Genomic DNA, 17,605 nt, shown 5'->3' with positions numbered 1-17,605 from the left:
TAAGAGTTTATTTGCTAATCCAGCCCGAGGCTGTTGCGCAGAATCTGCAGGCGTTCATCATCCCCGTCACGGGCAGCCTGAGTAAGCGATTTGGTTGGTGCGTGGATCAAACGGTTGGTTAATTTCCAGGCCAGATCCTGAAGAACGGTTTCGGCATCGGCACCCTGTTGAAGTGCGGCGACGGCCTTCGCAGTCAGTTCATCACGAATTTGTTCGGCCTGACTGCGATAATCGCGGATGGTTTCTGTCGCACTTTGTGCACGCAACCAGGCCATAAACTCTCTGCACTCCTGCGCGACAATGGTTTCCGCTTCTACAGCTGCGGCTTTACGTTGCGCAAGGTTGCTTTGAATAATCGCCTGGAGATCGTCCACACTGTAGAGATAGGCGTTCGCCAGTTTGCCGACTTCTGGTTCAACATCACGAGGAACGGCAATATCCACTATCAATAACGGTTGATTGCGGCGGGCTTTCAGGGCGCGCTCCACCATGCCTTTGCCAATAATCGGCAGCGGGCTGGCGGTAGAACTGATAATGATATCGGCTTCTTGCAAGCGTGAATCAATGTCGCTAAGACTGATAACCTCAGCACCGACTTCATCTGCCAGGACCTGCGCACGTTCACGCGTACGGTTAGCGATAATCATTTTCTGCACATTGTGTTCACGTAAGTGACGTGCAGCCAGCTCAATAGTTTCACCTGCGCCGACCAACAATACGGTTACGGTTGATAAGGACTCAAAAATTTGTCGCGCAAGACTGCACGCCGCAAATGCAACAGACACGGCACTCGCACCGATATCAGTTTCAGTGCGGACACGCTTCGCAACGGAGAAGGATTTCTGGAACATGCGTTCCAGCTCGCTGGAAAGCGAATGTCCTTTCTGTGAGTCGGCAAAGGCTTTTTTAACCTGGCCTAAAATTTGCGGTTCGCCGAGCACCAGGGAGTCAAGACCGCTGGCAACACGCATTAAATGCGCTACCGCCTCGGTATCATGATGCCAGTACAGGCTTTTTCGCACTTCCTCTTCGTTAAGGTTGTGGTAGTTACAAAGCCAGCGTACCAACTGCTCGTGCAAGTTTTCTTGTTCTTCAACACTCAGATAAAGCTCGGTACGGTTGCATGTAGACAACACGACTCCGCCCTGTACCATTGGCTGTTCAAGCAGGCTGTTCAAAGCCTGGTCGAGCGTATCCGGCGAAAACGTAACACGTTCTCGCAACGACACTGGAGCTGTTTTATGGTTGATGCCAAGTGCTAAAAGGGTCATTGAGCGGTCTGAGTAATACCGATGTTGGTAAGGATTAACTCGGCGCATCATACAGGATGCGCGCAGTCAATAAAAGAGAGCCATCCCTTGTGGGGTAATAGCTCAATTAATGATTTAAGACAACTTGACCGTAGACGACCTGGCTATGCGCCGCTAGCATAAACAGTTAACAACTAAAATGATTAATAAGGATCCGCTGCCGCTATGTTGACACCAAAAGCCCGTCTGATGCGCCTTCTGCCACTTGCATGCCTGGTTCTGGCTGGTTGTGTCACTCATCAAACCACCGGGCCTGGCAAAAGCCCTGACTCTCCGCAGTGGTTACAACACCAGCAACAAGTGCAAAAAATCACCCAGTACCAGACGCGTGGAGCTTTTGCTTATCTTTCCGATAGTCAAAAAGTATATGCGCGTTTTAACTGGCAACAAACCACGCCAGAGCGTTATCGATTACTTCTGACCAACCCATTAGGTAGCACTGAACTTGAGCTAAATGCACAGCCGGGTGTGGTGCAACTGACCGATCGCAACGGTAAAAAGTACGTTGCTGATAATGCCGAAGAGATGATTGGCCGTTTAACCGGAATGCCTATTCCGTTAAATAGCCTGCGTCAATGGATGTTGGGTCTTCCGGGTGAAGCGACTGATTATAAAATTGATGATCAATACCGCCTGAGTGAAGTCAACTACACGCAAAACGGTAAAACGTGGAAAGTGGTTTACAGTGATTATGACGACAAAGTGCAACCAGCTCTGCCGTCGAACATGGAACTGCGCGAAGGCTCACAGCGAATCAAACTGAAAATGGATAGCTGGACGGTTAAATAATGAGAAAACGTTGGCCATCACCGGCAAAACTGAATCTTTTTTTGTATATCACCGGTCGTCGTGATGACGGTTATCATAATTTACAAACTTTATTTCAGTTCCTTGATTATGGCGACACGATAACCATCGAGCCGCGAAATGATGGTCAAATTCGTCTGGAAACTCCCATTGAAGGAGTGCCAGATGATGAAAATTTAATTGTTCGTGCGGCAAGATTATTGCAAGACACGGCGCTGCTGATGGGGTCTTTACCACAGGGTGCAGGGGCTGATATCAGCGTTGAAAAACAACTGCCAATGGGTGGCGGTTTAGGTGGCGGTTCATCAAATGCCGCAACCGTGTTGGTGGCGCTCAATCATATCTGGAACACCGGCCTGACTGAAGATCAACTGTCTGCTCTTGGTGTTACCCTCGGTGCTGATGTGCCAGTATTTGTGCGCGGGTTTGCCGCATTCGCAGAAGGTGTGGGAGAGAAACTTACACCGGTCTCTCCACCGGAAAAATGGTACCTGGTTGCCCATCCGGATGTCAGTATTCCAACGCCGGTTATTTTTAATGACCCAGAGCTACCACGAAATACCCCGATTAGATCAATTGACACGTTATTAAACTGTGAATTTGGTAATGATTGTGAGGTTATCGCAAGAAAACGTTTTCGTAAGGTTGATGAGCTGCTTTCCTGGCTGTTAGAATACGCGCCGTCGCGCCTGACCGGCACCGGCGCTTGTGTGTTTGCTGAATTTGACACCGAGGACGCTGCCCGCCAGGTGCTTAAGCAAGCCCCGGAATGGCTGCATGGGTTTGTTGCGCGAGGCGTTAATGTCTCCCCGCTGCATCAGGCCATATCCGGGCAAGCTGAGTATTGGTGACAACGTCACCTTGTTTCAGACGTTGCATCAAGCTCTTTATACACCGCCTGGATGGCGCTACCCCGCCCGCATAAGATGCGGTAGCACCATCCGCCACTGGACGCATGCCTGAGGTTTTTCTCGTGCCTGATATGAAGCTTTTTGCTGGTAACGCCACCCCGGAACTAGCACAACGTATTGCCAACCGCCTGTACACCTCCCTTGGTGACGCCGCCGTCGGTCGTTTTAGCGACGGAGAAGTAAGCGTACAAATCAACGAAAATGTACGCGGTGGTGATATTTTCATCATCCAGTCCACCTGTGCACCAACAAATGACAACCTGATGGAATTGGTTGTTATGGTCGACGCCCTGCGCCGTGCTTCTGCAGGTCGTATCACCGCAGTTATCCCTTACTTTGGTTATGCCCGTCAGGATCGTCGTGTACGCTCCGCCCGTGTGCCAATCACCGCAAAAGTGGTTGCTGACTTCCTCTCAAGTGTTGGGGTTGACCGTGTTCTTACCGTGGACTTGCACGCAGAACAGATTCAGGGCTTCTTCGATGTGCCTGTAGATAACGTCTTCGGCAGCCCAATCCTGCTGGAAGATATGCTGCAAATCGGCCTGGAAAACCCAATTGTAGTTTCTCCAGATATCGGTGGCGTTGTGCGTGCTCGTGCTATCGCAAAACTGCTCAACGATACCGACATGGCAATCATCGACAAACGTCGTCCTCGCGCTAACGTTTCTCAGGTTATGCATATCATTGGTGATGTATCTGGCCGTGATTGCGTACTGGTAGACGATATGATCGATACCGGCGGTACCCTGTGCAAAGCAGCTGAAGCGCTGAAAGAGCGTGGTGCTAAACGTGTGTTTGCTTATGCAACTCACCCGATTTTCTCAGGCAACGCGGTTCACAATCTGCGTAACTCCGTTATCGACGAAGTTATCGTATGTGACACCATCCCACTGTCTGATGAAATCAAAGCACTGCCAAACGTCCGCACCCTGACTCTGTCCGGTATGCTGGCTGAAGCAATTCGCCGTATCAGCAATGAAGAATCAATCTCTGCGATGTTCGAGCACTAATCGAACTCGCTTAAAAAAACCCGCTGCGGCGGGTTTTTTCTTTTATAGATCACCTGCCATTTTGACAGATGATGCGCTCACGGATGGAATCAAAGTGAAAACCGTATCTTCTTCTGTATTACCTTTTCGCGCCCTGGTAGACGCTTGTTGGCGTGAGAAATACACAGTATCCCGTTTTAGCCGCGACATTATTGCCGGCATTACCGTTGGGATTATTGCTATCCCACTCGCGATGGCTTTGGCTATCGGAAGCGGAGTTGCACCTCAGTACGGCCTTTACACCTCGGCAATTGCCGGGATCGTTATTGCGTTAAGTGGTGGCTCACGCTTTAGCGTTTCCGGCCCTACGGCTGCCTTCGTGGTTATCCTCTATCCGGTCGCTCAGCAGTTTGGCCTCGCCGGTTTGCTGATAGCGACGCTAATCTCTGGCCTGTTTCTTATTTTATTTGGTCTGGCACGATTTGGTCGCCTGATAGAATACATTCCCCTTTCCGTGACGCTCGGTTTTACCTCCGGGATTGGGATTACCATCGCCACCATGCAGGTGAAAGATTTCTTTGGCCTGACGCTGACACACGTTCCAGAGCATTACCTCAATAAAGTGACGGCACTGGCGATGGCAATGCCTACCATTAATCTCGGTGACGCGGCGATTGGTGTTGTGACACTCGCCGTATTGATTATCTGGCCGCGCCTGGGCATTCGTTTACCAGGGCATTTACCGGCATTGCTGGCGGGTTGTGGGGTAATGGCGATTGTTCATGCCTTTGGCTTTGATGTTGCTACTATCGGCTCACGCTTTCACTACGTGCTAGCTGATGGTACGCAAGGCAGCGGTATCCCACAGTTATTACCGCAACTAATGCTACCGTGGAATATTCCTGATTCAAACCTCACGCTAAGCTGGGGTTTGCTAAGCGCCCTGCTCCCGGCTGCATTTTCTATGGCAATGCTAGGTGCGATTGAATCATTGCTGTGCGCCGTCGTATTAGATGGTATGACCGGTACCAAACACAACGCCAACAGTGAGCTTATCGGTCAAGGGCTGGGCAATATTATTGCGCCATTCTTCGGCGGTATCACGGCCACGGCAGCGATTGCTCGCTCAGCGGCAAACGTACGTGCTGGTGCAACCTCACCCGTTGCCGCAGTGGTTCACGCACTGCTGGTGATTATGGCATTGGTGGTATTGGCACCTTTGCTTTCCTGGCTCCCGCTTTCGGCTATGGCGGCTCTGCTGTTAATGGTTGCATGGAATATGAGTGAGGCTCATAAAGTCGTCAGCCTGCTGCGCCGTGCGCCTGCAGACGACATCATCGTCATGCTTATCTGCATGTCGTTGACGGTATTGTTCGACATGGTAATTGCGATTAGCGTGGGTATCGTATTGGCATCATTGCTGTTTATGCGTCGTGTAGCGCGCATGACGCGACTCGCCCCAGTGAACATTCATACTCCTGAAGGTGTGCTTGCATTACGCGTCACGGGACCGCTATTTTTTGCCGCTGCCGAAGGTTTATTTAATGATCTCGCCCAACGAGTTGAACAAAACCATGTGATCATTTTGCAATGGGATGCAGTCCCGGTGCTGGATGCCGGTGGTCTGGATGCGTTTCAACGATTTGTGGAAAAACTTCCGGAAGGTTGTGAACTGCGGGTGACAAATCTGGAGTTTCAGCCATTGAAGACACTGGCTCGTGCTGGTGTGCAACCGATTCAAGGACGCCTTGCTTTCTTCCCGGACCTTCAAGCTGCACTGGCTGGGTAAATCTGCTCCAAAAAAAAACGGTTCTTAGACAGAACCGTTTTCATTTCTAACCAGGTTTAACTGTGACGATGGTTATCATCACGGCGACAACGCTTATCAAAGTGGCGTACCCACCAATAACGGTCACCCACTTGTTCGTGTCCACCCACGCGCGCACCAGCTAGCCAAAGCACCGCACCAACAAAGATACTTAAAACGGCACCGTGGGCGAAATATTGCGGGAAGTTAAATTGAGGGAGCTGATTTAAAATGGAGTAACCAACACCACCAACCATAACGACAAGCCCCAACCCCATGAAAATATTGCCGAGTAACGAAGCGTTTCTGCGTTTCATATGTCACCTCCGGGTGTTCCTGGGTCGGTGGGGGAAATCCCCATTCCTTGTGTGTAAAGTATAGACAACACCGCTTCGAATTATGTGCATTAGAGATCACAATTACGAATGAAAGAACTACAAAACATTACAAATAACTCGCTGAATAGCATGAAATTCCAATGATAAACCCGATTGACTATTCAATAGTTTAACCAGTTCCGCAATGTCACTTTGTCATCGAGCCGGGCGCGCAGTAAACTACGCGGCTCTGGTCTGTATTCAGGAAATTAAACGTGAGTATTAAATTAATAGTTGGCCTGGCAAACCCAGGTGCGGAATATGCGGCAACCCGTCATAACGCTGGTGCCTGGTATGTCGATCTGCTGGCGCAGCGCCATAACCAATCGCTTAAAGAAGAAAGTAAATTCTTCGGCTACACAGCGCGCATAAACCTTGCCGGAGAAGATGTTCGTCTGCTAGTGCCAACCACGTTTATGAACCTCAGTGGCAAAGCTGTCGGCACAATGGCCACCTTTTTCCGCATCGCTCCAGACGAAATTCTGGTCGCACATGATGAACTGGATCTCCCTCCAGGTGTGGCGAAATTTAAACTCGGTGGCGGCCACGGTGGTCATAATGGCCTGAAAGATATCATCAGCAAATTGGGTAATAACCCCAACTTTCACCGCTTACGCGTCGGAATTGGTCATCCGGGCGATAAAAACAAAGTTGTCGGTTTCGTGCTGGGAAAACCGCCACTTAGCGAGCAAAAACTAATTGATGATGCGGTTGACGAAGCGGCACGTTGCACTGAAGTATGGCTGAAAGAAGGCCTGACCAAAGCGACCAATCGCCTGCATGCGTTCAAGGCGCAATAGTAGCCCGCACGGTGGGTTGCAAGGATTTCTGCGCCCGTTATATGCCGTTTACGTGTATAATGGGGAAAGTTATGATCATTTTATCAATGAGACTACATCAACTCATTGAATATCAAGTAATTAAGGTGAATTAAACCATGGGATTCAAATGCGGTATCGTCGGCTTGCCGAACGTTGGTAAATCAACCCTGTTCAACGCGCTCACCAAAGCGGGAATCGAAGCAGCAAACTTCCCGTTCTGTACCATTGAGCCGAACACTGGTGTGGTACCCATGCCGGACCCACGTCTGGACAAACTGGCCGAAATCGTTAAACCACAACGCATTCTGCCAACTACCATGGAATTCGTTGATATCGCCGGTCTGGTGAAAGGCGCGTCCAAAGGTGAAGGCCTAGGTAACCAGTTCTTAACCAACATTCGTGAAACCGAAGCTATCGGTCACGTTGTGCGTTGTTTTGAAAACGACAATATCATCCATGTTAATAACAAAGTCGACCCAGCGGACGACATCGAAGTCATTAACACTGAACTGGCTCTTTCTGATCTCGACACCTGCGAACGTGCTATTCACCGTGTGCAGAAGAAAGCTAAAGGCGGCGATAAAGACGCAAAAGCTGAACTGGCTGCGCTGGAAAAATGCCTGCCACAGCTTGAGAACGCAGGTATGTTACGTGCCTTACCTTTAACAGAAGAAGACAAAGCAGCAATCAAATACCTGAGCTTCCTGACGCTGAAACCAACCATGTATATCGCTAACGTCAACGAAGATGGTTATGAGAATAACCCGTATCTGGACAAAGTGCGCGAAATCGCTGCTGCGGAAGGTTCTGTGGTTGTTGCTGTCTGTGCGGCTGTTGAATCTGACATTGCTGAGCTTGACGACGCTGACCGTGACGAATTCATGGCTGAAATGGGTCTGGAAGAACCCGGTCTGAACCGCGTTATCCGCGCAGGTTACGAACTGCTGAATCTGCAAACTTACTTCACCGCAGGTGTGAAAGAAGTGCGTGCCTGGACTATCCCTGTTGGTGCTACTGCCCCACAAGCTGCAGGTAAAATCCACACTGATTTCGAAAAAGGCTTTATCCGCGCTCAGACAATCGCGTACGAAGATTTTATCACCTACAAAGGTGAGCAAGGCGCGAAAGAAGCCGGCAAGATGCGTGCAGAAGGCAAAGACTACATCGTTAAAGATGGCGATGTGATGAACTTCCTGTTCAACGTCTAACCCCTTTTTCTGTCTCACGCCATTTTTTGATGCCGTGACGACTGATTAAAAGACTAAAATCCACGCAATTGCGTGGATTTTTTATGGCTTCGGTGAGCAGATTCGTTATTAAATATATATATCTTGCCCACGTTACGACATCGAACATGTATATATAAACAAACAATCACAATCACATTTAATTATCCACAATAAATAATATGTATTTTTCTACAATTAACAAGCTCGCATTTGGATGTGTAATAAATACAAAACCCAAATTAATGCCTTACAGCTACTTGTCATTGACGCATTAACTGGCTAACTTTATACTTCAAAGAGTAAGTGATATACTTCCTTATAATAAAACCACACTTTTTTTCAAAAACATAAAAACACCACAAACAACCAACATCTTTTAAACAAAATATATAACGCACAGCAATATATTAACGACAGTTAAAAAATGACCGGTTATATGACCACCATTCCATTTTGAGCCTTCTTTATTCGCTGGATAAGAGTATTAATAGAAAAATGGTTGATAAAGAGCTCAGTACTCATGAGATTACACCTGCACGTACACAAGATTCTGACTTGCGTGGGGAATATCATTGGTATCACTCGATTACGGGCAAAGTTGCTATTTACCTAATGCTGGGTGTCTTGGTTGCCTATGGCGTGGGTTCTGGCGCGGGCGTTTTCGAGGTTAATCGCATTTCTCACGTGCAATGGTTTAAACAAGCTGCTTCCAATTCACAAATTGCCAGTTTTATCATTCGAAATATCTACACCTCCGTCACGGTTAAATCCAATCACGAAGGTCAGGTCATCACCATTGAATCTGAACATGCATTAGATGACGACGAGACGTTGATCCAAACAGGGATTAACCCGGACGATATGCTAAGTCAGATATCAACGCAGACTCATAATCCAGTATGGCTATTGAGGTATGACAAAAAGCAGGGTTTTACCGATACCCACACGGCACAAAAGATAACACCTATTGGCGAGAAATCTGATAATTGCACGTTAGAACAATATTACCGCGGATTTATTATCATCGGCGGCAAAGAGTATTTCGTAGGTTCAATTCCTATCGTTAATTTTTCTGGCAAGCTGTTAGGCGCAGTTGTCACAAGCATTGGCGATCGCGACGCTTTATTTGCCACTCATAACCGATTATTGAAAAACACCCTACTGATGTTGATTTTAATCCTCGGCGCGACCGTTGTGGTAGTCAATTGGCTGGTGCGTAATCTTTTCCGGCCTGTTCCTCGCCTTATCCAGGCGGTGACATTAATAGCCGATGAAAAAACCGATCAGATAACCCCGTTCCAGACCCAGGATGACGAAATTGGTGAACTGGCGAAAGCGATTGAGAAATTGCGCGTGGCAATGGTTGAACGCGGTTATCTGCAACGCATGCAGGAGATGGCGCAAAAAATGGAATACATGGCGCATCATGATTCCCTGACATTGCTACCAAACAGGGTCTCTTATCGAAACTCTATCGACGGTCGGCTAATAAAATTAAGAACCCAGGGCAGCATCTTCAATCTGTTGCTAATTGATCTCGACAATTTTAAGCCAGTTAACGACACCTACGGGCATGTTGTTGGCGACGAACTGCTTATTGAGTCAGCAGCTCGATTGTCTGCTCTACTCAGTGATGGTGATATGGCCATTCGTCTTGGCGGGGACGAGTTTGCCATTCTTCAGTATGTCCATCACGATGCAGTTTCTGAGGCAAAAGTGTTGGCACAACATGTGTTAGACACGCTTAATAAACCCTTTTCTTGTAGTGGCAATATCTTTTCTATCAGCAGCAGTATCGGTATTTCCTGCGCACCACAGCATGGTAATACCCGAGAGGATTTATTCGCTCATGCTGATCTTGCGCTCTACACATCCAAAAGCTTCGGGCGTAACTGCTTCCATTTTTATTCTCATGGCATGACGATGAACCCATCAAATAACCTGAACTTTAGTCAGGAGATTGAAGACGGAATAATAAATAATGAGTTCTTCCTGCATTATCAAAAAATCGTCAGCCTCGATAGTTGTAACACTACGGGTTATGAAGCACTGGTACGTTGGCAGCATCCCGTTCGAGGTTTGCTGCAACCACACCATTTTATTTCTGTCTCTGAAGATATTGGGCTTATTGCGACATTGGGGGAATGGCTGATTCGTAACGCGTGTATGGACGCCGCCAATTGGCCGCAAGCGTTAACAGTTGCGGTTAATGTCTCTTCACATCAGCTTCGTAATCCCAAAATATTGGATACCATTCGCAACGCATTGCAAGACAGTGGCCTGAACCCTGCCCGCCTTGAAATAGAAATTACCGGGTCTGAACAACTCGATCGTAAAGTCATTTTACCCATTCTCAATGCTATTCAGGCATTGGGCGTTGGTATTGTATTGGACGAATTTGGAACGGGCTTTGCCACACTGGATTATCTGATTATATATCCGTTTAGCCACATTAAAATTGCTCGCACACTCATCGAAGTGCTCGATAAATGTGAAGACAGCCAGACCTTAGTTAGCATGCTGGTTCGTTACGCACTGCAACGGGGATTGGACGTCACCGCCGTAGGTGTTGAAACGCAGCAACAGTGCGACTATCTAGCGTCCATTAGTGAGGGGAAAATGACTGTGCAGGGTTATCACTTTGGGCGACCGGTGGAAAATAGCAGTGCTATGGTAGAACTTGAGCAACACAGACTGGAGTCCACATGCAATTAATAGCCATTCATTTTTATCAGCACTTGTTAGCTTTGGCTGCGACACTTTTGCTCAGTATCTGTCTGCTAATACCTTCGGTTAGCCGAGCCAACGACTTGATATCAAATATTGTGCAAAGCAAGAGTATTACGCTGAGTTATCAGACTGATGTATTTCCTTTTTCCTATGTCGAAGGTAGCAAGCCTCAGGGTTATTCCATTGACATATGCTACGAGTTGATTGGCATGCTTAAGCAGGAACTCCATCTTTCAACATTGAAGATTAAATGGATCCCCGTCAGCACCGCGACCCAATTTATAACAATCAAAAATAAAACCATCGATATGGGATGCATCCCCACAATATACACGGCAGAACGCCAAAAAATAGTGACTTTCTCGGAGCCCTATTTCTTCTCGGCAACCCGTTTTGTTTCACGCAAAGATGATGATATTTCGGATATTAATGAACTAAATGGACATACCGTCATGGTCAAAAGCGGAACCGTTTTTGTCAGGCACATCCAGCAAGCGAATACTGAACATCAGTTATCCCTCAATATCGATCTCGGAACTGACAACATCAAAGCCTTCTCCGAACTTGAAAGTGGTAAAACACCCGCACTAGTCTCAAGCGACGTTCTGATTCTTGCTCAAATGGCGCTTTCTGGACATCCACAGGCGTTTAGTATGTCTGAAGACACTCTCAGCTCGCGTCTGCCTATTGGCATGCCGATGCAGAAGAACAATGCCGCGTTTACCAGTCTTATCAATCGTTCCATGAAGCGCTTGATGCGGAGCAAAGAGTTCATCTCCATTTATAACAAATGGTTTTTGCAGCCGATAATACCTGAAGGAATTACTCTTAATTTGCCATTATCGCCTGAGTTGCAGAAGTCAGTATCCTCGGAAAAACTTTATTCTTACTAACAATAAAAAAATACTAATGAAAAACAAAAATGGTCTGAATTACTTATTGAGTATTTTATTACTTAGTTACGCAACCGTAGCCAATGCAGAGTTGAACATGTCCACTCTGGAAAAAATTGCCGCATATAAAGTGATTAATATTGGCTATCGTGATATCGATCCTTACTCTTATAAAACTAGTGATGGGCATGTGGTAGGTTATGTCATTGACTTATGCAAAGACGTGACTGAATCGCTGAAAAGAGAACTACACCTTAATAATCTGGTCGTCAATTATGTTCCTGCCCCGCTCACTATGCGCACCACAATGCTCAATCACAATATTATTGATATGGACTGCTCTTTTAATACCGATACAGTGAAACGTGAAAGTATGGTGCTTTTTTCTCACCACTATTTGTCCGTTAATACACGTTTTGGGATGCAAGCGGGAAACAAAATTCGCTCCAGCACAGATTTAGCCGGCAGAACTATCAGCGTAACCAAAGGCTCTACAGACTTAATTAATCTCAATCGTCTTAACCGGCTACAAAAACTAAATCTATTGATTCTTTCTCAACCTTCGATAAAAGAGTCGTTTGACGCGATGAGTAATCGTAAAAGCTATGCGACGGTAATGAATGAAGTGTCGTTGAAGGAATTCATTGAAAGCAGTGCCAACCCAATGCAGTATGCGGTTTCGAGAGAGGTATTGGGCGCCCCTCTGGATTTAGGGATCATGATGCGCCATGGCGATACAGAATTAAAAAGGATGGTCGACTACAACCTGGCAGTTCGCTTTAAACGTGCTGACTTCAAACAGTTTTATGACAAGTGGTTTAATAGCAACCTGCCAGATAGAAATATTAACCTGCACTTGCCCCTTACCTCTGAAATGCATAAATACCTTATTCAATGAATGCAGAGTTTTGGATATAAAAAAGGGAGAAAGATGACTTTCTCCCGCAATGCATTGATACGTATTACATCAATTGCAGAATCATGCAGAATGACATCCCGCATAACACACCGTATAGCAAGTTATTCTGCGCCGTTTTACGTACGCGTTTTTGCGAATAGATGGTGACATTTTCCAGTCTTTTGCGTACGTCGCGAGATACCTGAACATGCTGCGTAATTACATCTTTTGAACAGTGCCGGAACCTTGCAATATCATCCCGAATAAACTCATCGACAACACCTTTGTTAGCGTTGAGTTCACGGACAATCCCTTCAAGCATTTTTTCCATGCCTTTTATCCGCAGGACAACATCTTCTTCCATTTCCAGTGATAGCATAATCCAAATCCGTGATTAATAAGAATACTTGGGAGTAATTCATTTACCACCCATCCCTTTCACAATAATAATGTAATTAAGAAATAATCTAATCAAGTCGATAAACATTAATAAAGCTAAACTTGAAAATATTTCAGGTGAATTGGTGTTATATTGTTCACCTGTATACTCAAAACAATTCGAGTTGCGGAAGGTATAGCAACTGTAATATCCCGGCAGGTGACTTATTTATGAGCGATAATGCAACTGACCGGTGTTGAAAGGTCGGTACCTGTGAATGGGCTTTCAATATCAAAATCCCATTCATACGACACACATATCATCACTTCCACCGTGATTTTCACATTCAGTAAGCCGCTAACCGCTTCTCCATCCATTCAAAAAAACATCATAATTCGCAAATATATTTTAAGAAATCATTCATATGTGATACTTATGACTGGAAACGCGGTAACACAATATTCATCGCTACTAATTGTTCCTGAAACATTGGTTTATAATTTTTTAACTCACTCATCCCATTAATATCTCTTTAACGCACCGATAACACTTCGGTGTATTTCTGCGCATTCCGTATTTGAAACAGCGTTTTCAATTCCTTTCGCGACAAGTTGCCTCTATAATGTGCGCGATCTTGACTTGAATGGTTTCAGCGCATTGAACTGTCGTAATACACTAGAAAGCAATCAATATCACCGGCTGGCTGAACCGCAAGCACACTTTCCTCTGCACGCTTTATTTCTGTCACCTATCCTTAGCGGGTGGCACTTGAACAATACCAGTTTAGTTTGCGCTCCGGCGCCCGTATCGACCGGAACCGAATTTTCACAATCCTTCTCAACTTACAGATAAGACTGTCATGAAAAAGACTAAAATTGTTTGCACCATCGGTCCAAAAACCGAATCTGAAGAAATGCTGAGCAAAATGCTTGATGCTGGCATGAACGTAATGCGTCTGAACTTCTCCCACGGTGACTACGAAGAACACGGTCAGCGTATCAAGAACCTGCGCAACGTAATGGCGAAAACTGGTAAGAAAGCAGCAATCCTGCTGGACACCAAAGGTCCTGAAATCCGCACCATCAAACTGGAAGGCGGCAACGACGTCTCTCTGAAAGCGGGTCAGTCCTTCACTTTCACCACTGACAAGACTGTTGTGGGTAACAGCGATATCGTTGCTGTAACTTACGAAGGTTTCACCAGCGATCTGAATGTGGGCAACACTGTACTGGTAGACGATGGTCTGATCGGTATGGAAGTGACTGCAATCGAAGGCAAAAACGTTGTTTGTAAAGTACTGAACAACGGCGACTTGGGCGAAAACAAAGGCGTTAACCTGCCGGGCGTTTCCATCGCACTGCCAGCACTAGCTGAAAAAGACAAACAAGACCTGATCTTCGGTTGCGAGCAAGGAGTTGACTTTGTCGCTGCGTCCTTCATCCGTAAACGTTCTGACGTCGTTGAAATCCGTGAGCACTTGAAAGCTCATGGCGGCGAAAACATCCAGATCATCTCCAAAATCGAAAACCAGGAAGGCCTGAATAACTTCGACGAAATCCTCGAAGCTTCTGACGGCATCATGGTTGCTCGTGGTGATTTGGGTGTTGAAATCCCGGTTGAAGAAGTTATCTTCGCTCAGAAGATGATGATCGAGAAATGTGTTCGTGCACGTAAAGTTGTTATCACTGCAACTCAGATGCTCGACTCAATGATCAAAAACCCACGCCCTACTCGTGCTGAAGCTGGTGACGTTGCTAACGCCATCCTCGACGGTACCGATGCCGTTATGCTGTCTGGCGAATCCGCTAAAGGTAAATACCCGCTGGAAGCAGTGACCATCATGGCCACTATCTGCGAACGTACCGACCGCGTGATGACCAGCCGTCTGGACAACAACCACGACAGCCGTAAACTACGTATCACCGAAGCAGTTTGCCGCGGTGCTGTTGAAACGGCAGAGAAACTGGAAGCTCCACTGGTTGTTGTGGCGACCCAGGGCGGTAAATCTGCTAAAGCTGTGCGCAAATACTTCCCTAACGCGACAATCCTGGCTCTGACCACTAACGAAGTCACTGCTCGTCAGTTAGTACTGAGCAAAGGCGTCGTTGCGCAGTTGGTTAAAGAAATCGCCTCTACTGATGATTTCTACCGTCTGGGCAAAGAAGTGGCGCTTGAAAGCGGTCTGGCTCGTAAAGGCGACATCGTAGTGATGGTTTCTGGTGCTCTGGTACCAAGTGGTACCACCAATACTGCATCTGTTCACGTACTGTAAATCTCCTGTGAACGAATATTTTGCTTAAAAAGCGCCTTCGGGCGCTTTTTTATTGGATGAAGTAGACAGTCTGAATTAAAAAGCAAATCGGCTTGCTCTATTTAAGTCGCATTTTAGTAAGATGAATCCGATTAAAATCCCCTGTTTTTTCTATTTTTTTTAGGTTTTAGCTCCGGTTCGGTGTTTCTTTGAGCGAACGATCAAAATTAAGTGCATTCCCATCAAAAATTTATTCTCAAGATAAAAAAGTTTGTGTAATACTTGTAACGCTACATGGAGATTAACTCAATCTAGAGGGTATTAATAATGAATCGTACTAAACTGGTACTGGGCGCGGTAATCCTGGCTTCTACTATGCTGGCAGGTTGTTCTTCTAACGCTAAAATCGATCAACTGTCTTCTGACGTTCAGACTCTGAACGCTAAAGTTGATCAGCTGAGCAACGACGTGAACGCAATGCGTTCTGACGTTCAAGCTGCTAAAGACGACGCAGCACGCGCTAACCAGCGTCTGGACAACCAAGCTCACTCTTACCGTAAGTAAGAGTACTTGTATTAAAATGGCGCACATTGTGCGCCATTTTTTTTGCCTGAACCCCCTGCTTTCAGAACTCCTCTAATTCATCACCACACTGCTTGAACCACTGACTAAACTTCCACTGCTTATTGCTGGCGCGCTGCCTGACGTCACTTTGACACTCTGTATAGGCGTAATATTCACCGGTTGGGATGGAACACCTTGCTGCGCGTTCACCAGCACCGGATAACCTGCACGACGCACGATAGCACTATCAATCTGCGCTTTGTCACTTAGCGGGTTGTCGATAAATGAACCAAACGACGCGGAAATCGCAATCGGCACGGTCTGCGGGTTCTCCCAGTCGTTACGCGATAGTGGCTGATGCACTTCCACATAACGCCTCCCATCCGGCTCAACGCTGTATTTCACTGGCTCATTGATTATTTGCACCCGTGTACCCCAAGCAACCTGGCTGAACAACGCCTTAATATCCGGTGCACGCATACGCATACAACCCGAACTCACGCGCAAGCCAATGCTATTGCGTGCATTGGTGCCATGAATAAGAAACTCTCCACCGCCCTGCTCCAGACGCAGTGCATAGCGCCCCAGAGGGTTATTTGGCCCTGCTGGCACCACAGCAGGCAGAGTTATGCCTTGCGAGGCTGAACGAGCTCGAATATTAGCGGTAGGTGTCCAGGTAGGATTAGGTATTTTCTGGCTGATACGCGTCACCATCACTGGTGTTTCACGTCCAAGCTGACCAATTCCCAACGGATAAACTTCCACACGATTCTGGTCAGGCGGATAGTAATACAGCCGTAACTCCGCGAGGTTGATAACTATTCCCACACGAGGGGTATCCGGCAGAATCATTTGCGATGGAATGGTTATCTCGCTGCCTGCTTTAGGCAGGAAAGGGTCGGTAGTATTGTTCGCCTCAAGCAGCAATAGCACGCCGGTATTATATTTTGCAGCGACTGCTTCAAGGTTTTTACCGTCATTAGGAACAATATAGGTCTGATTCTCGCCAATTATCCGGCTACCCGGTGACGGGAGTAAATAATCGACAGCCCACGCCGACTGGCTCGCAGCCAGGGCGCTGAACAACATTAGTGTTATTTGAGAGAACGCGCGTTTCATACTGAATTCCTGTATTCACCGGCTGAACGCCGGAATGCTGAAAACCATGCGAGGCAATGAAATTACCTCGCGTTAACAGGATGAAAGCTGTTCTTTGAGTTTAGCTAAGATTAGCGGCTTTGGTGCGGATAGCGCGGATCATTGCTTCAAGGCCTTGTGAGCGAGAAGGTGTAAGATGCTGAGCAAGCTCAAGTTTTTCAAACCATGGGCGCACATCAAACGCGACAATATCCTGCGCAGTCATCTGCTGGTAGAGAATAAATACGATAGCAATCAGTCCTTTGACAATCGCAGCATCGCTGTCTCCCTTGAGCGTAATCACACCATCGGGCTGCTGGTGCATCACAATCCACACCTGGCTCTGGCAACCCTGAATAGTGTTTTCGGCCTTGTATTCATCTTGCGCCAGCTCAGGCAATCGCCCGCCCAACTCAATAATATAGAGATACTTTTCTTCCCAGTTGCTGCACCGGCTGAAATTCTTAAGCAACTTTTCTTTATCTGGCAAAGTAGCCATGGC

At 46.9% G+C, this 17,605-nt stretch carries 17 protein-coding genes; 11 read left to right on the top strand and 6 right to left on the bottom strand.

Annotation, left to right across the window (positions count from 1 at the left end):
- Positions 1–14 precede the first annotated feature (14 nt).
- Positions 15–1,271 carry a glutamyl-tRNA reductase gene (gene hemA, locus FH968_RS04865; protein WP_139877968.1) on the bottom strand — a complete coding sequence of 419 codons (1,257 nt, stop codon included), beginning with the start codon at positions 1,269–1,271 and terminating at the stop codon, positions 15–17.
- Positions 1,272–1,475: 204 nt separating this feature from the next.
- On the opposite strand from hemA, the gene lolB reads away from it, so the two are divergent.
- The 4 genes from lolB (at position 1,476) to dauA (ending at position 5,806) form a co-directional block, all read left to right on the top strand.
- Positions 1,476–2,099 carry a lipoprotein insertase outer membrane protein LolB gene (gene lolB / locus FH968_RS04860; RefSeq protein ID WP_139877966.1) on the top strand — a complete coding sequence of 208 codons (624 nt, stop codon included), beginning with the start codon at positions 1,476–1,478 and terminating at the stop codon, positions 2,097–2,099.
- Positions 2,099–2,968, top strand: coding sequence for a 4-(cytidine 5'-diphospho)-2-C-methyl-D-erythritol kinase (gene ispE, locus FH968_RS04855; RefSeq protein ID WP_139877963.1), 870 nt, complete (start codon positions 2,099–2,101; stop codon positions 2,966–2,968). Before lolB ends, ispE begins: the two co-directional genes overlap by 1 nt.
- 122 nt (positions 2,969–3,090) lie before the next feature.
- Positions 3,091–4,038: a ribose-phosphate diphosphokinase gene (gene prs / locus FH968_RS04850; protein ID WP_008454180.1), complete on the top strand. Its 948-nt coding sequence runs from the start codon at positions 3,091–3,093 to the stop codon at positions 4,036–4,038.
- A gap of 94 nt (positions 4,039–4,132) precedes the next feature.
- Positions 4,133–5,806, top strand: a complete 1,674-nt coding sequence (gene dauA, locus FH968_RS04845; protein ID WP_139877961.1) for a C4-dicarboxylic acid transporter DauA — start codon at positions 4,133–4,135, stop codon at positions 5,804–5,806.
- A gap of 56 nt (positions 5,807–5,862) precedes the next feature.
- On the opposite strand, the gene ychH is transcribed toward dauA, so the two are convergent.
- Positions 5,863–6,141: a stress-induced protein YchH gene (gene ychH, locus FH968_RS04840; RefSeq protein WP_139877959.1), complete on the bottom strand. Its 279-nt coding sequence runs from the start codon at positions 6,139–6,141 to the stop codon at positions 5,863–5,865.
- A gap of 275 nt (positions 6,142–6,416) precedes the next feature.
- Here ychH and pth point away from each other — a divergent pair, with 275 nt between their 5' ends.
- The 5 genes from pth (at position 6,417) to FH968_RS04815 (ending at position 12,772) form a co-directional block, all read left to right on the top strand.
- On the top strand, positions 6,417–7,001 hold the full coding sequence (gene pth / locus FH968_RS04835) for an aminoacyl-tRNA hydrolase (RefSeq protein ID WP_139877957.1): 585 nt from the start codon (positions 6,417–6,419) through the stop codon (positions 6,999–7,001).
- A 137-nt stretch (positions 7,002–7,138) separates the two neighbouring features.
- Positions 7,139–8,230: a redox-regulated ATPase YchF gene (gene ychF / locus FH968_RS04830; RefSeq protein WP_064518423.1), complete on the top strand. Its 1,092-nt coding sequence runs from the start codon at positions 7,139–7,141 to the stop codon at positions 8,228–8,230.
- Between the two features lie 516 nt (positions 8,231–8,746).
- Positions 8,747–10,966, top strand: coding sequence for a bifunctional diguanylate cyclase/phosphodiesterase (locus tag FH968_RS04825; protein ID WP_139877955.1), 2,220 nt, complete (start codon positions 8,747–8,749; stop codon positions 10,964–10,966).
- Positions 10,957–11,874, top strand: a complete 918-nt coding sequence (locus tag FH968_RS04820; protein WP_139877953.1) for an amino acid ABC transporter substrate-binding protein — start codon at positions 10,957–10,959, stop codon at positions 11,872–11,874. Before FH968_RS04825 ends, FH968_RS04820 begins: the two co-directional genes overlap by 10 nt.
- 16 nt (positions 11,875–11,890) lie before the next feature.
- Positions 11,891–12,772: a transporter substrate-binding domain-containing protein gene (locus FH968_RS04815; protein WP_139877951.1), complete on the top strand. Its 882-nt coding sequence runs from the start codon at positions 11,891–11,893 to the stop codon at positions 12,770–12,772.
- A gap of 64 nt (positions 12,773–12,836) precedes the next feature.
- On the opposite strand, the gene FH968_RS04810 is transcribed toward FH968_RS04815, so the two are convergent.
- Together FH968_RS04810 and FH968_RS23640 are read right to left on the bottom strand one after the other, a co-directional pair.
- Entirely contained in the window at positions 12,837–13,151 is a 315-nt protein-coding gene (locus tag FH968_RS04810) for a hypothetical protein (RefSeq protein ID WP_139877949.1), read from the bottom strand.
- A 224-nt stretch (positions 13,152–13,375) separates the two neighbouring features.
- The gene (locus tag FH968_RS23640) at positions 13,376–13,528 is read right to left on the bottom strand and encodes a hypothetical protein (protein ID WP_189388992.1); all 153 of its coding nucleotides are present in this window, start codon (positions 13,526–13,528) and stop codon (positions 13,376–13,378) included.
- Positions 13,529–14,010: 482 nt separating this feature from the next.
- On the opposite strand from FH968_RS23640, the gene pykF reads away from it, so the two are divergent.
- Positions 14,011–15,423, top strand: a complete 1,413-nt coding sequence (gene pykF / locus FH968_RS04805; RefSeq protein WP_139877947.1) for a pyruvate kinase PykF — start codon at positions 14,011–14,013, stop codon at positions 15,421–15,423.
- A 306-nt stretch (positions 15,424–15,729) separates the two neighbouring features.
- Positions 15,730–15,966, top strand: coding sequence for a major outer membrane lipoprotein (locus tag FH968_RS04800; protein ID WP_034455915.1), 237 nt, complete (start codon positions 15,730–15,732; stop codon positions 15,964–15,966).
- Positions 15,967–16,038: 72 nt separating this feature from the next.
- On the opposite strand, the gene FH968_RS04795 is transcribed toward FH968_RS04800, so the two are convergent.
- Together FH968_RS04795 and sufE are read right to left on the bottom strand one after the other, a co-directional pair.
- Positions 16,039–17,085 (bottom strand): L,D-transpeptidase family protein, encoded by a 1,047-nt coding sequence (locus FH968_RS04795; protein ID WP_139877945.1) that lies wholly within the window; start codon positions 17,083–17,085, stop codon positions 16,039–16,041.
- Between the two features lie 100 nt (positions 17,086–17,185).
- Positions 17,186–17,602 carry a cysteine desulfuration protein SufE gene (sufE, locus tag FH968_RS04790; protein WP_139877943.1) on the bottom strand — a complete coding sequence of 139 codons (417 nt, stop codon included), beginning with the start codon at positions 17,600–17,602 and terminating at the stop codon, positions 17,186–17,188.
- Positions 17,603–17,605 lie beyond the last annotated feature (3 nt).

Origin of the sequence: Buttiauxella sp. B2 (assembly GCF_006376615.1) — a bacterium.
Lineage (GTDB): Bacteria > Pseudomonadota > Gammaproteobacteria > Enterobacterales > Enterobacteriaceae > Buttiauxella.
Note: the sequence above shows the minus strand (reverse complement) of the source record. Positions and strands in the feature narration are given on the sequence as shown.

Coding starts and splice junctions, on each gene's coding strand:
- hemA (WP_139877968.1), bottom strand. CDS start 1,271: ATGACCCTTTTAGCACTTGGCATCAACCATAAAACAGCTCCAGTGTCG.
- lolB (WP_139877966.1), top strand. CDS start 1,476: ATGTTGACACCAAAAGCCCGTCTGATGCGCCTTCTGCCACTTGCATGC.
- ispE (WP_139877963.1), top strand. CDS start 2,099: ATGAGAAAACGTTGGCCATCACCGGCAAAACTGAATCTTTTTTTGTAT.
- ychH (WP_139877959.1), bottom strand. CDS start 6,141: ATGAAACGCAGAAACGCTTCGTTACTCGGCAATATTTTCATGGGGTTG.
- ychF (WP_064518423.1), top strand. CDS start 7,139: ATGGGATTCAAATGCGGTATCGTCGGCTTGCCGAACGTTGGTAAATCA.
- FH968_RS04825 (WP_139877955.1), top strand. CDS start 8,747: ATGGTTGATAAAGAGCTCAGTACTCATGAGATTACACCTGCACGTACA.
- FH968_RS04820 (WP_139877953.1), top strand. CDS start 10,957: ATGCAATTAATAGCCATTCATTTTTATCAGCACTTGTTAGCTTTGGCT.
- FH968_RS04815 (WP_139877951.1), top strand. CDS start 11,891: ATGAAAAACAAAAATGGTCTGAATTACTTATTGAGTATTTTATTACTT.
- FH968_RS04810 (WP_139877949.1), bottom strand. CDS start 13,151: ATGCTATCACTGGAAATGGAAGAAGATGTTGTCCTGCGGATAAAAGGC.
- FH968_RS23640 (WP_189388992.1), bottom strand. CDS start 13,528: ATGGATGGAGAAGCGGTTAGCGGCTTACTGAATGTGAAAATCACGGTG.
- pykF (WP_139877947.1), top strand. CDS start 14,011: ATGAAAAAGACTAAAATTGTTTGCACCATCGGTCCAAAAACCGAATCT.
- FH968_RS04800 (WP_034455915.1), top strand. CDS start 15,730: ATGAATCGTACTAAACTGGTACTGGGCGCGGTAATCCTGGCTTCTACT.
- FH968_RS04795 (WP_139877945.1), bottom strand. CDS start 17,085: ATGAAACGCGCGTTCTCTCAAATAACACTAATGTTGTTCAGCGCCCTG.
- sufE (WP_139877943.1), bottom strand. CDS start 17,602: ATGGCTACTTTGCCAGATAAAGAAAAGTTGCTTAAGAATTTCAGCCGG.